21 protein-coding genes are annotated in these 20,256 nt (G+C 38.6%); 3 read left to right on the top strand and 18 right to left on the bottom strand.

Going from position 1 to position 20,256, the window contains the following annotated elements:
* Positions 1-43 precede the first annotated feature (43 nt).
* Both DUT68_RS11480 and DUT68_RS11475 read right to left on the bottom strand, forming a co-directional pair.
* Entirely contained in the window at positions 44-829 is a 786-nt protein-coding gene (locus DUT68_RS11480) for a TerC family protein (RefSeq protein ID WP_113638341.1), read from the bottom strand.
* Positions 830-982: 153 nt separating this feature from the next.
* The gene (locus DUT68_RS11475) at positions 983-2,314 is read right to left on the bottom strand and encodes a DUF6600 domain-containing protein (protein ID WP_113638340.1); all 1,332 of its coding nucleotides are present in this window, start codon (positions 2,312-2,314) and stop codon (positions 983-985) included.
* A gap of 269 nt (positions 2,315-2,583) precedes the next feature.
* Here DUT68_RS11475 and DUT68_RS11470 point away from each other — a divergent pair, with 269 nt between their 5' ends.
* Positions 2,584-3,297 (top strand): SAM-dependent methyltransferase, encoded by a 714-nt coding sequence (locus DUT68_RS11470; RefSeq protein WP_113638339.1) that lies wholly within the window; start codon positions 2,584-2,586, stop codon positions 3,295-3,297.
* Positions 3,298-3,303: 6 nt separating this feature from the next.
* Here DUT68_RS11470 and DUT68_RS11465 read toward each other — a convergent pair whose 3' ends face one another.
* The 9 genes from DUT68_RS11465 to DUT68_RS11425 form a co-directional block, all read right to left on the bottom strand.
* Positions 3,304-3,735: a hypothetical protein gene (locus DUT68_RS11465; protein WP_113638338.1), complete on the bottom strand. Its 432-nt coding sequence runs from the start codon at positions 3,733-3,735 to the stop codon at positions 3,304-3,306.
* Entirely contained in the window at positions 3,725-4,096 is a 372-nt protein-coding gene (locus DUT68_RS11460) for a phage holin family protein (RefSeq protein WP_198659576.1), read from the bottom strand. The genes DUT68_RS11465 and DUT68_RS11460 overlap by 11 nt, the downstream gene beginning before the upstream one ends.
* Before the next feature lie 21 nt (positions 4,097-4,117).
* On the bottom strand, positions 4,118-4,384 hold the full coding sequence (locus DUT68_RS11455) for a YtxH domain-containing protein (protein WP_113638336.1): 267 nt from the start codon (positions 4,382-4,384) through the stop codon (positions 4,118-4,120).
* Between the two features lie 173 nt (positions 4,385-4,557).
* Positions 4,558-6,000 carry a hybrid sensor histidine kinase/response regulator gene (locus DUT68_RS11450; RefSeq protein ID WP_113638335.1) on the bottom strand — a complete coding sequence of 481 codons (1,443 nt, stop codon included), beginning with the start codon at positions 5,998-6,000 and terminating at the stop codon, positions 4,558-4,560.
* Between the two features lie 12 nt (positions 6,001-6,012).
* A complete protein-coding gene (locus DUT68_RS11445) occupies positions 6,013-6,423 on the bottom strand; it encodes a response regulator (protein WP_113638334.1) in 411 nt (136 codons plus the stop codon).
* Positions 6,424-6,425: 2 nt separating this feature from the next.
* Positions 6,426-8,786: a PAS domain-containing protein gene (locus DUT68_RS11440; protein WP_113638333.1), complete on the bottom strand. Its 2,361-nt coding sequence runs from the start codon at positions 8,784-8,786 to the stop codon at positions 6,426-6,428.
* Between the two features lie 83 nt (positions 8,787-8,869).
* Complete coding sequence (locus DUT68_RS11435) at positions 8,870-10,300, bottom strand: sigma-54-dependent transcriptional regulator (protein WP_113638332.1); 1,431 nt, start codon at positions 10,298-10,300, stop codon at positions 8,870-8,872.
* 140 nt (positions 10,301-10,440) lie between these two features.
* Positions 10,441-11,223: an enoyl-CoA hydratase/isomerase family protein gene (locus DUT68_RS11430; protein ID WP_113638331.1), complete on the bottom strand. Its 783-nt coding sequence runs from the start codon at positions 11,221-11,223 to the stop codon at positions 10,441-10,443.
* A gap of 36 nt (positions 11,224-11,259) precedes the next feature.
* A complete protein-coding gene (locus DUT68_RS11425; RefSeq protein ID WP_113638330.1) occupies positions 11,260-11,679 on the bottom strand; it encodes a cobalamin B12-binding domain-containing protein in 420 nt (139 codons plus the stop codon).
* 267 nt (positions 11,680-11,946) lie between these two features.
* On the opposite strand from DUT68_RS11425, the gene DUT68_RS11420 reads away from it, so the two are divergent.
* On the top strand, positions 11,947-13,596 hold the full coding sequence (locus tag DUT68_RS11420; protein ID WP_113638329.1) for a glutamine--tRNA ligase/YqeY domain fusion protein: 1,650 nt from the start codon (positions 11,947-11,949) through the stop codon (positions 13,594-13,596).
* 71 nt (positions 13,597-13,667) lie between these two features.
* Here the strand turns inward: DUT68_RS11420 and nadD are convergent, their stop codons facing one another.
* From nadD to DUT68_RS11400, 4 genes are all read right to left on the bottom strand, one after another.
* Positions 13,668-14,237 (bottom strand): nicotinate (nicotinamide) nucleotide adenylyltransferase, encoded by a 570-nt coding sequence (gene nadD / locus DUT68_RS11415; RefSeq protein ID WP_113638328.1) that lies wholly within the window; start codon positions 14,235-14,237, stop codon positions 13,668-13,670.
* A 173-nt stretch (positions 14,238-14,410) separates the two neighbouring features.
* Positions 14,411-14,980, bottom strand: coding sequence for a guanylate kinase (gmk, locus tag DUT68_RS11410; protein ID WP_113638327.1), 570 nt, complete (start codon positions 14,978-14,980; stop codon positions 14,411-14,413).
* 60 nt (positions 14,981-15,040) lie between these two features.
* Positions 15,041-15,904 carry a YicC/YloC family endoribonuclease gene (locus tag DUT68_RS11405; protein WP_113638326.1) on the bottom strand — a complete coding sequence of 288 codons (864 nt, stop codon included), beginning with the start codon at positions 15,902-15,904 and terminating at the stop codon, positions 15,041-15,043.
* Positions 15,905-16,328: 424 nt separating this feature from the next.
* Positions 16,329-17,024 (bottom strand): lysophospholipid acyltransferase family protein, encoded by a 696-nt coding sequence (locus DUT68_RS11400; RefSeq protein WP_157960848.1) that lies wholly within the window; start codon positions 17,022-17,024, stop codon positions 16,329-16,331.
* 112 nt (positions 17,025-17,136) lie between these two features.
* On the opposite strand from DUT68_RS11400, the gene DUT68_RS11395 reads away from it, so the two are divergent.
* On the top strand, positions 17,137-17,856 hold the full coding sequence (locus DUT68_RS11395; RefSeq protein ID WP_113638324.1) for a hypothetical protein: 720 nt from the start codon (positions 17,137-17,139) through the stop codon (positions 17,854-17,856).
* Positions 17,857-17,911: 55 nt separating this feature from the next.
* Here the strand turns inward: DUT68_RS11395 and rnc are convergent, their stop codons facing one another.
* The 3 genes from rnc to DUT68_RS11380 all read right to left on the bottom strand — a co-directional run bounded on the left by rnc (position 17,912) and on the right by DUT68_RS11380 (position 20,244).
* Entirely contained in the window at positions 17,912-18,640 is a 729-nt protein-coding gene (gene rnc / locus DUT68_RS11390) for a ribonuclease III (protein WP_113638323.1), read from the bottom strand.
* A gap of 85 nt (positions 18,641-18,725) precedes the next feature.
* Entirely contained in the window at positions 18,726-19,979 is a 1,254-nt protein-coding gene (gene fabF / locus DUT68_RS11385) for a beta-ketoacyl-ACP synthase II (RefSeq protein ID WP_113638322.1), read from the bottom strand.
* 28 nt (positions 19,980-20,007) lie between these two features.
* Positions 20,008-20,244, bottom strand: coding sequence for an acyl carrier protein (locus DUT68_RS11380; RefSeq protein WP_008508386.1), 237 nt, complete (start codon positions 20,242-20,244; stop codon positions 20,008-20,010).
* Positions 20,245-20,256 lie beyond the last annotated feature (12 nt).

Genomic DNA, 20,256 nt, shown 5'->3' with positions numbered 1-20,256 from the left:
GGCCTTCGTTTCCGAAAGCCTCGTAATTATTTTTTAAAGCATGCTATTCGCCATCTTTTTTAGGCATGTTACGCAGCGCTACCGGTTTTGATGCATTCTTTTTCATCTTTAAATTCAACATCTCTACCAAAACCGAAAAAGCCATAGCAAAATATACGTATCCTTTTGGAATATGTTGGTCTAGGCCTTCGGCCAATAAGGACACTCCAATGAGCAGTAAAAACGATAGCGCTAACATTTTTACCGTTGGATGCTTATTAACAAAGTTGCTAATTGCGCCTGCAGAAACCATCATAATAAGCACTGCAATAACCACCGCTGCAATCATAATTTCGATATGATCTGCCATACCCACTGCCGTAATTACCGAATCAAGGGAAAACACAATATCCAAAATTAAAATTTGAACGATAGTGCCGGCAAAAGAATGCGGCTTGGCCTTTCCCTCTTCTTCATGTTCACCTTCTAATTTATTGTGAATTTCATGGGTACTTTTATAAATAAGAAACAAGCCTCCCACAAGCAAAATTAAATCCCTACCTGATATGGCCAACTTCTCCAACCACTCTGGATTAGTGATGCCAATCCAATCCCCGATATTAAATAATGGAGCCGTTAAACGCATGATCCAACTTAGCGACATTAGCAAAAGCACACGTGTAATCATTGCTAAAGCCAAACCGAGCTGCCTTGCTTTCTTTTGTTGATTTTGAGGTAATTTACCTGCTAAGATGGAGATAAAGACAATGTTGTCGATTCCTAATACTATTTCTAAAACTGTTAAAGTTAGCAGTGATATCCAGGCTTCCGGACTACTTAAAAATTCCATAAATAATTGTTAAAATCTAAATTCGAAGATATAACAAAAACGGCGTGCTTTTGCTTTGCAGGAACAGAAATTTTATTGAAACGATGTAACCCGCCGAGTTACCGCATACTTTAAAAAAGAAAAGGTGGTCAATTCACCACCCTTTCACTTTGTTTAACCCCTTCCGGGTCTGCCGCTGCTCTCGCCTCGGCTAGCTCTTCCACCGCCTTCGTTAGATCTGCTGTTTGATCCTGAAGATTGTGGGCGTTCTGCTCGCTCTACCCTTTGAGGTTGTTGCGGCTGTTGACGCTCCATTCTATCCATACGCTCTACACGTTGAGGTGGCGCACTTGGTTGAGTATTTTCTTGAGAACGTTGAGAACGAGAAGGGAATGTTGGCCTGCTACTTTCCACACGTTCCTGTGTTGCTGGAGGTGTAACTCTTTGCTCTGTCGGATTACCGCCTCTGTTCGCATTGTTGTCTCTGTTTATGCTGTTGTCCCTTGATCTACCAAAAACACTGCCTCTATCTGCGCTTCTGTTGTCATCGTTCACTCTGCTTTCCCTATTAGGCACATTATTGTTATCGCGGCCGCGAGAAATATTGCTATCATCTACATTTCCTCGGCTGTAACGTTCGCCTCTTTCGTTGTTAACGTTATAGTTGCCATTATCACGACCTCTGCTATCGCTACCTCTATCTACTCTACCTCTATTGATGTCGCCAGATACCACTTCTCTTGGTGCTGCTTTCGCATTATCTACGCCTCTGGTTGGACGAGGTGAATAAATGTTTACCGTGTTATTCTCAATTCGGTTTCCACTATTTCTGCTGTTCACTCTGGAAACATTATAAACAGTTACATTTCGGTTTGTGGCTCTTCTGATATCATCCGCTCTAGGCCCGGTGTAATAAGTTCTGTTGTTGCGTACGTAAGTGTTATTAATGATCACGGTATTTTGGATATATACCCTATTTCTACCGCTGTAATATCTAGGATAGCTGGTATAATAGATATGTCGCTCAGGGATAAAGTTCCAGCAAAAATCAGGTACTACATAACGTGGACCAAAATTGATGTTGATACTGATGCTTGGTGCTAAAGGCGCCCAACCATAGTAACCACCGCCACTTCTCCAGCTTACCCATGCTGGTCCCCAAGTGGTATCGGGAATCCAAACCCATCTGTTGTAACGATTGTAAATCCATCTGCCGTAGTGAAATGGAGCCCAACCCCAATCATAGTTGGAAACCCAAGTATTTCCGTACTCGGTCATTACCCAACGTCCATTGGTGTAGTAGGGTCTAAACTCACCTTGGTCTACATCCGGACGCCAAACGTAACCATATTCAGGGTCGTTAATCCATGTGCCGTACGGAGACAGCTCATCATAAAATGTTTGCAAAGAAACATCGTCGTATTGTGCTTTTGCGCTTTGGGTGGTTCCTGCCAGCAACAAAAAAAGCCCAAATACCATTGCCGGAAATCTCATTAGCCTTTTCATGTTTGTGTGTTTTAAAATTTTTATTATTTAACCTAACATTAAGCGTATATCAATTTGAGAACCAATTAATGTTAAATTGCGTTAAACCTTACCAAATAGGAGAGAAACTTGCTGGTTAACTATATTTGCCGTATGTTTCAGCAGAAAAAGAGGGGTTTATGTATTGAAAATATGTCAACCTCAGCGCTAAGTAGAACTAAATTTGATACATAAGCAACTTAGCAGAACAATCTTTGCGCACCTTTGTTTTTATAAATTTTAATTTTGTTATGCAAAAAGGCATTCTTTATTTAATTCCAGTACCCTTAGCTGATAACGCAGCAAATAAATCATTTACTCCTTTTTTAATAGATACCATTAACAGTATCAACACCTATATAGTAGAGAACGAAAAAACTGCAAGAAAATTTTTAAAAGAGGCGGGTTTAAAAATTCCGCAAAGCGAATTGTTAATTCACGACTATGGCAAACACAAGCGAGGAAACTCCCTGAAGCCCTTTTTCCAAGAATTAAACAAAGGAATTAACGTGGGCTTAATGAGCGAAGCTGGATGCCCTGGCGTAGCCGATCCAGGAGCGGATATTGTGGCCGAAGCTCACAAACAACAAATTAAAGTAGTACCATTGGTTGGGCCAAATGCTATGCTACAGGCACTAATGGCTTCTGGATTTAGCGGGCAAAGTTATGCCTTTACGGGATACCTACCCATAGATAAAGGCGATAGAAGCAAGAGAATTAAGGATTTAGAACAACTTTCGCAACGTTTTAAGCAAACCCAACTTTTTATGGAAACACCTTTTAGAAATAATCAGCTGTTGGAAGAAGTGCTTAAAAATTGCCAACCAAGCACCTTGCTATGCATTGCTTCAAATATCAATGCCGAGGATGAGTACATTAAAACCTTAAGCATTGCTGAGTGGAAAAAAGAAAAAGTTGACCTTCATAAAAAGCCAACTGTATTTTTGATTTATAGAAATAACTAGGATAGACTAATAAGTTTCACTATCAGGAGGAATTCCATAGTCTGCAAAATCTACATCTTTACGCTTTTTTGAGCCAAACAAAGATTTGATTTTTCCTACTATCCCCGTGATACTTTCTGCATCAAGTGATTTACCTAGTTTACCAGAAACAAGCGCTGCAATACTTTTTGTTAAAAAGCCAGAACCTCTAAAAACGGTTTTGTTTAGAAACATTGGTAATATCAGCGACATGATGCTACCGCTTAGGTTGGTTTTTTCATCCAATTTCAACAAACTTTTAGGGTTAAAAAAGTCTGTAATTAAATTCATTGGCGAAAATTGTTTGATATAAGCTCTCGCATCTTCTTTCAACAGCGTTTCTTTAAGTAAATACTCACTTTTAAGCTGTTTCATTTCCAACTGTAATTCTTCCAAAGATTTTATGTCCTTATGCCTCATCGTCCTTATCTGCTATTTTATTAAAGTATTTCCTAATAAATATGTTAACTAATATTTTCTCGATGAAGTTATCTTTGGTTAAGAAAACGATAATGGCGAAAAACAAATAAATACCAGCTACACAACCAAAACCTGCTACCATACTTCCAAAAACGTTACCTAAGTAAAGCGCCAGTGTGATAGTGCCAAGTAAAAATGCGAGCAAAAAACAAACTACAACTACCGTATTCGTAATTAAATCTGCAGCTAGTTTAGAGCCTTTCTCCACAGATTTTAAGTGAATAAAATCCACCCTTGCATCTATGTAACTCTTCGCATCAGCAATTAGCTCTTCAATATTCTTCTCTTTTTTTTCTTCCATTATCGTTAGGTATAGCTTGGATTATACGTGTTCTACTTCATCAGAATATTCTTGCTCAACATCACGCAGTTTTCCCTTAATAGAGTTAACTACTTTGTCCTTTAAACTGCTTAAGTTGTTGATTTCATCAGCAGCTCTTTCTTTAATTGAATCACCAAAATCTTTCAATGACTGACCCAATTTGTCTCTTGTATCACTACCTTTATCAGGCGCAAATAATATTCCCAACGCTGCACCCGCAGCTAAGCCTGCCAACAAGGCAACTACTACTTTTGAATTATCGCTCATTGCTTTATAGTTTTATGTTAAAAAATGAATTTTTTATACTGGCCTTTGATAATTAAACTACCTTAAAAAGCAAATTGTTTTTATTTTTTTGCTTTTTAAGGCATATTGTTCTAATATAAATTAAAAAAGACCTTCGCACAAAATGATTTCAAATATTGTTCCACTTTGGGTATTTAGTTAATGGGAAGACTAATTACGAAAAGACTTCCTACCTCTTGCGGTTTAAAGGTAATACTTCCTTTATGTGCTAATATGGTACGTTCAGCTTCGGTAAGCCCTAAACCTTCAGCATCTTTTTTGGTGGTAAAAAAAGGTTCAAAAATTTGATGTTCCGTAGCTGGCTTAACCCCAACACCATTATCTTCAATAAAAATAGAATAATAACCGCTATCGTTTATAGCGCTAACACTTAACACCTTTGGATAAGATTGCATGCCCTCAACCGCATTTTTCAGCAAATTAACTATGGCTTTTTTAACTTGCTTTTTATCTAAGGATAAATAAACCTCAGTTGGCAAAAGATGTTTTTCCAAGTTGATTCGGTGTCCTATTACGAGATCACTCACTTCAGCAAGGGCTTCCTCTATTAATTGATTGATATTAACCTTTTGTGCAGAAATTGGCTTGTTTTCGGTGCTGGCAATGAAGTTTTTAGTGAGCTGATTGATTTCATCTACGTTACCTTTGATAATTTCCAAGTTTTGCTGTAACGATTCATTGTAGGCCAAGGCTTCATCGGTACTCAAATCGTACAGTACAAGGTTAATGGTAGAAAGCGGATTTCTAATTTCCTCTGCAAAACCTTTTGCAATATGCTCCGAAATAGAAAACTTACTTTCGTGAATAAACTTAGTTTCCTGATGCTTGCGATGGGTAAGATTATGAATGATGGTGTGATAAATTTCAACCATATTGCTTGGATCTATCTGCAGAAAAGAAGATAGGCTGCAAAAGTATACTTCGCCTTTGCTTGACACCATTTGGCATTCAAAATCGCTGACCGCTCCTTTAGTTTCAAGCTCCTGTATGAAGTTTTCCCTGTCATCTTGAGTAAAAAACAGTGCCCTATCGTTTAGCAGCATCATTTCCTTAATATGATAACCAAAAAACTCCAAACCAGCCTTATTGATATCGTGTATTTTACCTGTATAATCTGAGATGAGGATAGGATCTTTAGCTTTATCAAAAATGATTTTAAACTTATTCTCGCTTTCTTTTAAAGCCTTTAGGGCATCACTTTGTTTTAGGGCATATCTTAAGCTACGATCAAGCGTATCAGGATCAATTTTATCCTTAACCAAATAATCGGCGGCGCCAACATTCATCGCTTCCTCGTCTATTTTGTAATCACCCTTACCTGTAAGTATAATGATTGGTTCCTTAACGCCAGATAAAACGGCTTCGTTCACCAAATCAACTCCGGTGTATTTGCCAAGCCTGTAATCAACCAAGTAAATATCATATTGGTGTTTTAAAACCGCGTTAATGCCTTTTTCAAATGTATCTGCCCAGGTCAGTTCATATTTATCTGCCATTGTAATGCGGCTAAAAACATCTCTAGTGATTACATAGTCGTCCTCGTCGTCATCTATTAATAAAACCCTTACCTTGTTCATATTTTTATAATGTTAAGTGGTAAGCCACTTAGTTGTTATGTTAGTTGTAATATTTACCAAATCCTTAAAAGAGGCTGGCTTTGTAAAAACCTCGTTTGCGCCTAAAGCAATTGCCGAGTCTATGTCGTCCTTATTTTTAGTAGTGGAGAGCACCACTAAAGGTATTTGTTTTGTTTTCTCGCTATTTTTAAGTTCGGCTATAACACCCCTGCCGTCAAGCACAGGCATGTTCAAATCCACCACTACCAAACTTGGCAATTGATTGTTAACCAAAAGCTTTTCGATATGCTCAATCAGCAATTTGCCATTAGTTAAAAATGTAATATCTGGCTGGTTGATCTCCAAAAATGCATCTTTTAGCATCAATGCGTCATCAGGGTCGTCTTCAGCTACTAAAATTATAGGATGTGGCTTTGCACTCATAACTATAGGCGTGGTTTAAGTGGTAAAACGATAAAAAATGATGCTCCTTCTCCTTCTTTGCTTTTTGCGAATATTTGTCCCGCATGGTTCTCAATTATTTTTTTACAGATGGCCAAACCAATGCCTGTTCCTTTATATTCGGTACGGGCATGAAGGCGTTGAAACAAATCGAATATTTTTCCTGCGTAGCTTTCATCGAAACCAATGCCGTTATCGGTGATTTTAATGACACAATAATTTAGGCTTGGTGTAAGTCCGGATGCTGGTATAGCCGAACCAAGCATGGTTTGTGAAGAAATATGGATGACGGGCTGCACGTTAGGTTTAACAAATTTTAAAGAATTGCTAATGATGTTTTGGAATACCTGAGCTAGTTGTGCAGCAATACCATCTACTGTTTCGCTGACGGTAATTACCAGTTGAGCATTGGCGCTTTCGATGGTATAGTCCAAATCGTGAACTACTTTTTGGAGCAGCTGCGCTAAGTTGACCGGGTGAAATTCCTTAGCCTCGCGACTAACTTTCGAGAAAGCCAGCAAATCATCTATCAACGTTTGCATACGCTCGGCAGCATTTTGCATCCGGTTAATGTAATCTTGTCCTTCAGCCGTAATTTGATGCTCAAAACCTGTTTTAAGGCGCTCGCCAAAAGCCCTAATTTTCCTTAGCGGTTCCTGCAAATCATGAGAGGCTACGTAGGCAAATTGCTCCAAATCTTTATTCGAAATATTTAATTCGTTGATTTTTTCTTCCAGTAACCTTTGCGCTTCCTTTAGTTGCGTTACATCCTGCGTATTGCCCAAATAAGCATAGCCATTACCAGCTTCATCATGCCTTAAGCGTGCTGTTGTAGCTACATATCTTACATCGCCATTTGGCCTAATAATACGGTAATTGGCTTTAAAAGATGATCGATTGTTTTTAGCGCCCAAGCAAATATCACGAAGCATTTTGCGATCCTCGGGATGTACGAAACTGAAATATGAGTTAGCGGTAACTATGGTAGAATGTGGCAAGTAGCCATGGATATTGAACATCTCATCAGACCATAGCATGTACTCATTATTGCTATGCCATTCCCAACTTCCATTATGTGATACCGCCTCGCCTTCCCGTAATAGCGTTTCGTTGTTCCTTAATTTTAATGTAGCTTCTTTTAACTCTGTGATATCTTGTACAGTACCTACCAGCTTATTATCCTTATTGGCAAAATACCCTTGATTAAGTACGTAGCGTTTTATGCCATTTGGCTGCACAATTTGGTGCTCTACTGCAAAAGTTGATTTGTTTCTTACTGCATTGGTAAGTTCCTTATTTAGCTTTTGCCTATATTCTGGCGCCACTACCTTATCAGCAATAGCATAGGTTGGCTGGAAATTATTTTCAGTAAAGCCATAAATGCGGTAAAGCTCATCAGACCACTTATAAGCGTTACTTTTGATATCAAACTCCCAACTCCCCAGCCTCGATATTTTCTCGGCATTAGCTAACAATGCTTCTCTTTCCAAAAGACTTGCCGTTAGCATTTGCTTCTCTTTCACTTCTAAATCAAGCTTGGTGATGATTTTTTGCTCGTTTCTAACCGTTGCAATGTAATTTAAAATGATACCTGCCAAAGGCACCAAGTAGCTAATAAAACGCAGGTAATGTGCGGCATTGAAATAAGTATCGAAAGCATTTGTACTTAACGCCATGAAAAGCTGCGCTAAAAACAGCGGCGCAATACTTAGGGACAGCAATTTTGAAAACACACTGTGGAAACGGAGCATGAATTTAGGCAGATAAACCGCCGCCCAAACAAACAAAAATATCAATGGCAAAAAAGAAAAAAGATCTATTTGTACCATTTGATCAAACACCAATTTTTGCTGCAAAATGGCGCTTGTATTGGAAATAAGAAATACACAACCCAAGCCGGCCAATAAACAAATAATTGCAGTACGCCAAATAATTTTACGCTTCTGCTCAGGTGTACGAAGGTTTTTGGATTTAATTTTTAGATAAACGAAGGTACCAATAAGCAGGGTAAGCGAATAGAACATCCTGTTGATCCACCAAATGAAGTATAAACTCCCGGATAGCTGCTCAATGCCAACATTTTCGTTGAGGATCAACAAATAATAGCTGTCCAAAATGGCAGAGATGAAAAGTGTCATTCCAAACAAAGTGATGGTTAACTCTTTTCGGATGGCGTAGTCAATAGCGGCAAGTAAACCAGTGAATAATGCTGCTGCAATACCAAAGGTGGTCCAAATGCCGGTGTAAAAGTTGGGCTTTACATTAAGGAACAGTATTTTTTCGGGACTATTTTCAAAGGCGATACTTAAAATTACAGATAGCAATGGTGCGATACATAGCAACATTACTATCCATAGTATCCTCTTAGATATGTTATAGCGGTTTTTAAACCGAGACGAGCCTGATTTTTTAAAGACATTGAACACTTTTATCTATTATCTAGATCTATTGCTTTCATTTTATTATAAAGTGTTTTTCTATCGATGTTTAAAATTTTAGCGGCTTTTGTTTTATTAAAGTTAACCTCTCTCAACACTTTCAATATGGCTTCGTACTCCGCTTCTAGTGCTGCGTTTTTCAAATCCCTTGGTTTTTGCCCGTTACTTTCGCTAGCATTTGACGTTGCCATTGGGCTGTTAAATACCGGCGCTTTTGCATAATTGGAAATCTCCAAAGGAAGTGCTTTAATTTGAATTTCTTCAGTTTCTGTTAACAAGGTGGCACGCCTAACTACGTTTTTTAACTCCCTTACGTTACCTGGCCAGTTATAGGTAAGGAAGCAATCTACCACTTCCGACGAAAAACCTTTGATATTTTTATTCAGTTCTTGGTTAGCTAAATGCAAAAAGGTTTCGGCAAAAGCTAAAATATCTCTACCCCTTTGGCTTACAGGCGGCAGGTTAATAGAAAATTCGTTGAAACGGTGGTACAAATCCTCTCTAAATTTACCTTTAGAAATTGCATCCTGAAGGTTTTCATTAGTAGCCACTATGATCCTTACATCTAAGTCTATTTCTTTGGTACTGCCAATACGTTTAATTTTTCGTTCTTGTACGGTCCTAAGTAGTGCAGCTTGAATATCATAAGAAAGGTTTCCTACCTCATCCAAAAATAAAGTGCCGCCGTTGGCCATTTCAAAATGTCCTATTTTGGTGTAAAGCGCACCCGTGAAGGAACCTTTTTCGTGCCCAAAAAACTCACTTCCAGCCAGCTCTTTGGTTAAAGACCCGCAGTCCATTGCTACAAAGGGCTTGTCTTTACGTGGACTATTTAAGTGTATTGCTTTAGCGACAGATTCTTTACCCGTTCCGCTATCGCCCAATAAAATAACGCTGTATGAAGTAGGTGCCACTAATAAAATTTGCTTCATCAATTCTTTCGATGCGCTGCTTTGGCCAATTACAAATTCATCGGTAAGCACATAAGCACTTTTATTGGCTTTAGCTTTATCTTGCACCATTGCATTTTCTGTCTCAGGAACTGCACTATTTAACGCAATTTGAGTTTCAATGGCCTTGTTAATCGTATTTAAAATTTCATCAGGATATAATGGCTTGGTGATATAATCGTATGCGCCAAGTTTAATCAACTCCACAGCTAACTTGATATCAGAATATCCGGTAATGATGATTACGCCTGTTTTAGGATAACTTTCCTTGATTTTAACAAGCATTTCCTTACCATCCGTGTCTTCCAAACGGTAGTCGCACAGTACCAAATCGTAATGCTCTTTGCTTAGGTATTCCATGGCCGAACTGCCACTTGTAGCGCTAGTAACGTCGAAGGAATTTCTAGTGAGGAATTTCGATAATAGTAACCCGATATTTATCTCATCATCAACAATTAGAATTTTTTTCATAGAGTGTTAGTTAATATAGTTGGCAGATTGTTTTCAAAGCTAAATTACAAAGAAAAAAAGGAATTGGGAAAATTTTTCCACGTTTTTAACATAAGTCATCAAAAATGGCCTACACTGCTATCTAATTGATTATTTGGCAACTACTCGCCTTTAAAGATCGCTTTGCGCTTTTCTAAAAATGCACTACTTCCTTCTTTAAAATCTGCGGTATCGAAACATTTACCAAATTCTTCAATCTCGGTTTGGTAACCGTTTAGCTGTGGGTTAAACCCTGCATTAACGGCCCTAACTGCACTTGCTAATGCCAAAGGTGCTCGTTGTTTTATTTTTGCAATAAGCTCCTCCGCCTTCTGCAATAACTGCTCCTGAGGCACAACGTAATTTACCAAGCCAACCTGCTCTGCTTTTTGTGCAGTAATCATATCCGCAGTAAAAATCATTTCGAAAGCAAGACCTTTGCCCACCAGCTGAGCTAAGCGTTGTGTACCGCCATACCCCGGAATTAGTCCTAAAGTAACTTCGGGAAGCCCTAGCTTAGCATTATCACTGGCAATTCTAATATGGCAGGCCATAGCCAACTCTAATCCACCTCCTAACGCAAAACCATTAATTGCTGCAATTACAGGTTTAGAGGATTGCTCAATGGCGTTAAAAACTTTCGAATGCCCATCATGAGCCAACTGCCTACCTTCTTCTAAGCTATAATTTTGAAATTCAGAAATATCGGCCCCTGCCACAAATGCCTTTTCACCAGCGCCAGTTAACAAAATAACGCTAACCTCCGTATTGGTTTGAGCGTTCGCAATGGCATCAGCCAGTTCACTAAGCACCTCCTTATTAAGTGCGTTAAGTTTCTGCGGACGGTTAATGGTAATATAAAGTACGTTTTCTTTTAATTCGGCTATGATTTGCTGATAGTTCATAACAATAAGTTGATTTGTGTTAAAAAGGTGGATTTACTAGAAACTTCTGTTTTCTACAACCCAGTTTTCTATGTAAGTAACGATATCTTTCATGGCAGTGCCGGGAGGAAAAAGTTCACCCACGCCAATTTCCTGCAGTTTTTTGATGTCTGCTTCTGGAATAATTCCGCCTCCGGTAACCAAAACATCCGTCAGCTCCTTTTGCTTCATTATTTCCATCACCTTGGGGAAAACTGTCATGTGCGCTCCAGATAAGATAGAAATTCCAATGGCATCCACATCTTCCTGCAGTGCAGTATTCACTACCATTTCTGGTGTTTGCCTTAGCCCGGTGTAAATCACTTCCATTCCGGCATCCCTAAGTGATGTGGCTATTACTTTGGCGCCTCTATCATGGCCATCTAAACCTACTTTAGCTACAAGCACCCTGATAGGCCTGTTTAGTGTTTTGTTCATATTTGGTAACCTTGATAGATGTAAAAGTAGTAAAATAGTTGTTTGGTTCGTTGGATGTTTCGTTTTTTGACTTCTTTTAAGTCTTATTCAAAGATTTTTGTTCCGCGTCCTTTATTGTATTCCATCGTCCATTGCACTTTAAATTACCCTAAATTTGGTTAACTTTGAAATTCGAACATTATCATCATAAACACTTTAAGAAAAGTAGTCTCTTTTTTGCGTTTTGGCAATGTTTTTATTTTTGAATTTTAACTTTTGAATTAACATATGAGCGAGGAAAAATCATTGAACTTTATAGAAGAAATTATAGAGAATGATTTAAAAAGTGGAAAATATGAAACACTGGTAACGCGTTTTCCGCCAGAACCTAATGGATATTTACATATCGGCCATGCAAAAGCAATTTGCTTAAATTTTGGATTAACCCAAAAATATGGCGGCTATACCAATTTGAGGTTCGATGATACCAACCCTGTAACGGAAAAAACAGAGTACGTTAACAGTCAGCAAGAAGATATTCAATGGTTAGGTTTTCAATGGAAAAATGAATTGTATGCCTCCGATTATTTTGATCAGTTGTACAATTATGCCGTTCAGTTGATAGAAAAAGGCTTGGCTTACGTTGATGATAGCACTGCAGAAGAAATTGCTAACCAAAAGGGCACACCAACTGAGCCTGGTATAGCAAGCAAAAATAGAGATAGAAGCGTTGAAGAAAACTTGGAGCTTTTCGCTAAAATGAAAAATGGCGAATTTGCTGATGGCGCATGTATTTTACGGGCCAAAATTGATATGGCCAGTCCAAATATGTTGATGCGTGATCCAATCATTTATCGCATTAAACATGCGCACCACCACCGTACTGGAGATGCTTGGTGCATTTATCCGATGTATGATTTTGCACACGGCCAAAGCGATAGCATTGAAAACATTACGCACTCTATCTGTACGTTAGAGTATGTTTCGCATAGGGAACTTTATGATTGGTTTATTGCTCAATTAGGCATATTTCCATCTAAACAATACGAATTTGCACGCTTAAACCTTACTTACACAGTAATGAGCAAGCGCAAGCTTTTACAATTGGTAAATGAAGGCTTTGTTTCTGGCTGGGATGACCCACGTATGCCAACCATCAGTGGTTTGCGCAGAAGAGGTTACACGCCTGAAAGTATCCGCGAATTTTGTGAGCGTATTGGTATTGCAAAAAGAGAGAATTTAATTGAGCTAAGCTTATTGGAGTTTTGTATTCGTGAGGATTTGAATAAAAAGGCGACCAGAGCAATGGCAGTTTTAGATCCTATTAAACTTGTCATCACTAATTACGAAGGTGATGGGGAGATTTTGATTGGAGAAAACAACCCTGAAGCAGATGATAAAGGCGGCACAAGGGAAATTCCGTTCAGCAATGAACTTTGGATTGAGCGTGAGGATTTCACGGAAGAGCCTGCAAAAAAATGGTTCCGGTTGGCACCAGGGGCAATGGTACGCTTAAAGTTTGCTTACATTGTTAAATGCGACACTTTTGTGAAGGACGAAAATGGTAACGTTACTGAGATTCACTGTACTTATATTCCTGAATCAAAAAGCGGCAATGATACCAGCGGAATTAACGTGAAAGGCACCATTCATTGGGTAAGTACTAAACACGCAAAAACCGCTGAGGTTCGTTTGTATGATCGTTTGTTTAGTGTGGTATCACCTGATGCAGAAGAGGGCGACTTCAAAGACTATCTTAACCCTAATAGCAAAGAGATACTGCAGAACGTTTATATTGAACCTGCGCTAGCCCAAGCTACAATAGGAACAGGTTATCAATTTATTAGAAAAGGTTATTTCTGTTTAGATAAAGATTCTACTGCTGATCACTTGGTATTTAACAGAGTAGTTTCCTTAAAAGATAGCTGGAAAGGATAAGGGGATTTACGAATTACGATTTTAGATTTAGCAACTAACACAATCGTAATTCGTCCATCTAAAATCGTAAATCAACGATAAAGGCTTTTCTTATCCATAAAATCTATAACAGCATCCGGCACTAAAAACTGGATGCTTTTTTGTTCCTTTATCGCATTGCGGATAAAAGTAGAGGAAATTTCCATTTGAGGTGTTTGTGTAATCACTACCGACGGATGATTTTCCCACTCGCTTAAATCAATGCCCGGTCGGGGATAAACAAACAATTGATGCTGCTCCAATAGGATTTCGTAATTTTTCCACTTTTTAAACGAAGCCAAGTTATCGGCACCCATTATCAGCGCAAATTTCTTATTAGGATGTTTCTCCTTCAAATAAGCTAAAGTATCAATAGTATATGAAGGCTGAGGCAATTTAAACTCAATATCGCTCACTTGCAATTGAGGTGCATTTTCGGTAGCTAAGCGGACCATTTCTAAGCGGTCATACATATCGGCCAAGCCACTTTTTTGCTTCAGCGGGTTATGCGGTGACACCACAAACCAAACTTCCTTTAAATCGGTATAGCTAGCCATATAATTAGCAATAATTAAATGACCAATGTGAATAGGGTTAAATGAACCGAAAAAGAGACCTGTCATTTCTATAAAACTATGTATTCGATCGCTCTGTCATTCCGACGATAGGAGGAATCTGTTAATTCATTCTCATTTGCTTACAGTTTCTTCGCTATGCTCAGAATGACAAACCGCCTTAAGATTACTTCTCCGAACTAACGGAGCATGCGTCACTTCGCAATGACTAACTATTAAAATTAACTTCTTAAAAAATCTCCCACCAACTGTTCGGCTTCGGCACAAGCAGTGTCCAAATCAAAATTTTTAAGAATAACATCAAATTTATCAGCGTAAGCCAATTCCTTTTCTGCCTTTGCATAACGCTCCTGAAGCTTCTCCTCGCTATCTGTTCCTCTACCCGCCAAACGTGATTTTAAAACCTCCAATGATGGCGGCTGCACAAAAATCGCCAATGCATCTTTTTCAAACTTACGTTTTAAGCGCAATCCTCCCTCTACATCAATGTCAAAAATTACATGCTTACCTTCATCCCAAATGCGCTGTATCTCTGAGCGTAAAGTACCGTAAAATGTGCCGCTATACACCTCTTCAAACTCCACAAATTCTTGGTGTGCAACTTTGTGCAAAAACTCTTCTTTGCTAATGAAATAATAATCTTTATGGTTTTGCTCGTCGCCGCGTAGCTCCCTAGTAGTAGCCGAAATTGAAAAGCTTAAGTTTTCAAATTTGCTTAAAAGGTGCTTTACAATGGTAGTTTTACCAGCTCCGGATGGCGCCGAAAATATAATGAGTTTGCCTTGTTTCATATTGTTGAAAGGTTATAACGCTGAAAAGTTGAAACGTTGCAACATTTCAACCCTCCAACTTTACAACACATTAAGTAACTGTTCTTTAATTTTTTCTAACTCTTCTTTCATTCCCACCACCAATTGCTGTATTTGCGCATCGTTAGCTTTGGAACCCATCGTGTTAATTTCTCTGCCAATTTCTTGCGAAATAAAGCCCAACTTTTTACCATTGGCATCTTTATCCTTCAACGTTTCTATAAAGTAATCGCAGTGACTTTTCAAGCGGGTTTGCTCTTCGGTGATGTCCAATTTATCGATATAATAAATCAATTCCTGTTCAAATCTATTTTGGTCGTAATTCACTTTCCCTACGGTGTCTTCCAAAAATTGCGTTAACCTATTTTTAATATTAGGAATCCTCAATGGAGCAAGCTTGGCCACTTCGGCAAAAAAGCCCATGATATTTTTAATGCGTAGCTCTAAATCAGCTTTTAAGATTGCGCCTTCATCCAGTCTGAACTGATTGAAATTTTTCAGTGCCTTTGCAAAAGTACTTTCCAAAACCTTCCACTCGCTTTCACTGGCTTCCTCTTCTGTATAAGTAATTACTTCTGGCAAATTCAATACCGTAGGCAACAGATTGTCAATATTAGCCCCTAAGCTTTTATTAAGCTCAATCAGCTGATTATAGTATTGCTTTAAAAGAATTTCATTGATAGAAGCCCCTTTTTGTGTCTCTTCACTGCGTTCAACAGTAATCGCGATACTCACCTTGCCACGTTCAATTTCCTTATTGCACAAGTTGCGCAGGTAAAGTTCTTTGTCTGAGAAAGCTTTAGGGATTTTCAAACCCAACTCTAAAAACTTCGAGTTTAGCGACTTGATCTCAACAGAAAACTTCACACTTTCGTGATCGGTGGATGCCAAGCCAAAGCCGGTCATTGATTTTATCATGTGCAAAGATAGTAAAAAGGATTTGAGCTAGAACGTGTAAGACGTAAGGTTTTGAATATAGACTAATTAATTGAAAACGTATGTCAGTAATTCTTCGGTTGTGATAGCCCTGCTGTCCATTATAGCCCTCGTTCCTCGGGGCTGCCATTGCCATCAGGTTTAACAAACTTAGTTTCGGGCCTTAATCCTGCTAACTAACCCTGCAATAAATTCAGGGTGACATCAGCTTTTAAATTACTTCTTAACCACATATTTAAACGCAAACATAACCCGCTTGATTATAAAAAAATCCAAACATTGCGTTGATTAGTGAAAAAGCTGTTCAGCAATTTTCACTGCTAATCTGACGTTTACCCCATTGCACAAACTTTGTCAATCTTTAATAAACATGATGCCCGTAAGATTGACAAAGCTATCGGCAGCTATTTATCGACTCCTCCATCAAATCATAAACCTTCTTTTTCAACGCAGGCACATCCTCCATACTTAAACCACTTACCGAAACTTCGGGCAATAAAATGGTAGTAATTAAACCCGGCCTAGCCAAAAGCGGATCTTTTCTTGGGAGCAGCTTTCTATTGTTAATCATCACGAAAGGTATGATAGGAGTTTGCGTTTCAATCGCAATTCTAAAAGCTCCATCGTAAAAATCAGCAAGGGGCTTTTCAGTTTGGTTCATGGTACCTTCCGCAAAAATAAGTATGGATTGCCCATTTGCAATATCCGTTTTCAAAGCAGCTACGGATTGTTCTCTGCTTTCCTTACTGCTTCTGTCAATTAATACCACAATACGTTTGTAAATTAACCCAAATACGGGCACTTTGGTAATTTCTACCTTGCCTAAAGCACTAAAGTATTGCGGCAAGCTAACGCAAACAGCCACCGCATCTAAATAAGAGCCATGGTTGCCCACGTAAATATGTGATTTTGAAATGTCAACCTTTGATTTGTTTTTGGTTGTTATCCAAAAGCCACTGAAAAAACTAAATAAGCTTGCCCAAATTCGCAGAACAACTAAAATTGTGCGCTTTCCAGTGGCTAAAGGCAATGTTGCCGAGAACAGCAATACGAAAGGTAAAGCCATTAACATCAACGCAATAAATATCATTGAGGCGTATAAAAGATACAAGCTGGACAACACCTTTCGCATGGTTTAACCTTTTTTAACTCTCCAAAAATCGAAACATTTATTAAGTTTACAAATAAATACTAACGCCGCCATGTTTGTTAAGTTAAAATATTTGTTTTGCGCTGTGTTTTTGCTGTTTAGTACCAGCAAATTAAATGCACAGCAAAATTTTACCTTAACGGGTGTGCTTTTTGAAAAAGGCACTACCCTGCGCATAGCCTTAGCCGAAGTAAAAAATAAACGAACAGGCTTTTCTGCGGGCAGTAATGATATAGGACTTTTCACTATTAAAGCATCAATTGGAGACACCTTACTTGTTACCAAAAGGAACTTTAGCGATTTGCAGGTTGTGGTAAAAGACACAAAAGACTTGGTGCTTTACCTTAACAAAGGCACTATGCTAAATGAGGTGGTAGTTACTGGACAGACAAAAAAACAAGCCCTTAACGAAATCAAGAAAGACTTTCGAAACAAAGGATCGTTTTACGGTGGCAAACCACCTTTACTTTCATTTATTTTTTCGCCACTTACGGCAGTTTATGAATTATTTGGCCGTACTCCAAAACAGGCTCGTAGGTTCAACACCATGTATCAAAACGAAATGCAGGACAGCCATGTTGACCAATACTACAACAAAACGTTAATTAACCAACAAACGGGCTTAAGCGGAAAAGAACTAGAAGATTTTTTAGTGAATTACAGGCCAACTTACGATCAAGCTAAAAACTGGAATGTATATGATGGCATCAAGTGGATCAACGATTCCTACAAAAAGTATAGTGATACCGCTGGAAAAGCTAAAAGTAATTAGTTGGTTTTTGGTTGTTTAGACAATTAGCTCATCATCCTACCAAATCATTATCGCATCAAATAGACAAGGCTTCGCAGGCTTTTTCAGCCGCTAATTTCTCAGCATTCTTTTTGTTATAATCTCTACCAACACCGTAGCTTTCACCGTCTATAACCACCTTAACAGTAAATAATTTAGCACTTTCACCTTCGCCATTTTCAACTACATCAAACGAAATATCTTTCCCTTGGCGTTGGCACCACTCAATTAAGCGGCTCTTGAAATTGGTCTCGGTAATCTCCAAATGGTGGATATCAACGTATGGTTTAATGATACGTTTAAGGATAAGATTTTTGGTGAAGTTATAGCCTTTATCCAAATAAATGGCACCAATTAATGCCTCAAAGGCATCTCCATACATCGAGTGATGTTTAGATTGGAAGTTAACTGTTTTTTGATCAAAGATAATGAGTTCGTCAAAACCCATTTTACGTGCCAGTTGATTTAAGTTTGCTCTATTAACAATTTTAGAGCGCATTTCGGTTAAAAAGCCTTCCTCTTTGTAGGGATAACTTTTAAAAAGCAATTCGGCTACTACAGCGCCTAATATGGCATCACCTAAAAACTCTAAACGCTCATTACTGCTACGGCTTCCGTTTTTTAAAACCTTGGCCACAGAGCGATGCCTAAACGCCATTTTGTACAACGCAAGATTGCCAGGCACAAAGCCAAGTACATTCTTAAGTTTTTTGACAAACTGCTTGTTAGGCGAAAAATAAAGTTTATAAATGCTGAACAAAGACATCAACTAGCAACACAAAATTTAATTACAACAAAAGCATTTGCATAAATATACCATACAATTGCCCTTATGCCATAATTTTTTTTGGTTAATCTTCGTATTTTTTGAAAACAACCGAAGCATTATGACCACCAAAGCCAAAAGTGTTACTAATAGCAGCCCTAACCTCACGTTTTTGCGCCTTATTGAAAGTGAAGTTCAATTTAGGATCAAAATCAGGATCATCTGTAAAGTGATTGATGGTTGGAGGCACCGTATCCGTTTTAATTGCCAAAATAGTTGCCAATGCCTCTACAGCTCCAGCAGCGCCCAATAAGTGGCCCGTCATGGATTTTGTAGAGCTAATGTTCAGCTTGTAAGCATCTTCACCAAATAAATCAACAATCGCCTTGGCTTCTTGCACATCGCCTAGTGGCGTAGAAGTACCGTGTACGTTAATGTAATCAATTTGGTTAGTTTCCAAACCAGCATCAGCCAATGCTTTGGTCATTACCATTTTTGCACCTAAACCTTCTGGATGCGGAGCAGTGATATGGTGCGCATCTGCGCTCATACCGCCACCTACAATTTCAGCATAAATTTTAGCACCACGAGCTTTCGCATGCTCCAATTCTTCTAAAATAATAGTACCAGCACCTTCACCGGCCACAAAACCATCACGATCTTTATCAAAAGGACGAGAGGCCGTTGCCGGATCATCATTACGAGTAGATAAAGCATGCATTGCGTTAAAACCACCCATACCCGCTTCGTTGATAATTGCTTCTGAACCACCGCTGATAATGATATCAGCCATGCCCAAACGAATGTAATTGAATGCATCAATCATCGCATTGGTTGAAGAAGCACAAGCAGAAACGGTTGCGAAGTTTGGCCCACGCAATCCATACTTCATTGAGATATGCCCAGGAGCAATATCAATAATCATTTTAGGAATAAAGAATGGGTTATACCTAGGCGTACCATCTCCTTTGGCGAAGTTAGTAACCTCGTCTAAGAAAGTTTTTAAACCTCCAATTCCAGCGCCCCAAATTACGCCAATTCGGTTGGTGTCAAGTGTAGAGAAATCATATCCTCCATCTTTAACCGCCTCTTCAGTGGCTACAAGTGCGTACTGCACAAACGGATCAAGCTTGCGGGCTTCCTTTTTATCCAGGTAATCTTCCGGATTAAAGTTTTTCACTTCGCAAGCAAACTTCGTTTTGAATTTTTCAGTATTGAAACTTTTGATAGGCGCAGCGCCGCTCACACCATTTGTTAAAGCCTCCCAAAATTCGGGAACACTATTTCCAATTGGAGTGAGCGCACCCAACCCAGTAACTACTACTCTTTTTAATCCCATTTATAAGTATTGTACAGAAAAAGTATTTCTACTTAACGTTTTTTTCTAAATAAGCAATTGCTTGACCTACAGTACCGATAGTTTCAGCTTGATCATCAGGAATAGCTACATTAAATTCTTTTTCGAATTCCATAATTAGCTCTACAGTGTCTAATGAATCAGCACCTAAGTCATTTGTGAATGAAGCCTCTGGCGTAACTTCGCTTTCGTCAACACCTAGTTTTTCTACGATAATAGCCTTTACTCTTGAAGCAATATCAGACATAATTTTATAATT

Source organism: Pedobacter zeaxanthinifaciens, from assembly GCF_003313335.1.
Taxonomy (GTDB): Bacteria; Bacteroidota; Bacteroidia; order Sphingobacteriales; family Sphingobacteriaceae; genus Pedobacter; species Pedobacter zeaxanthinifaciens.
The sequence above is the reverse complement of the archived record's forward strand: the minus strand, read 5'-3'. Positions and strand labels throughout refer to the sequence as shown.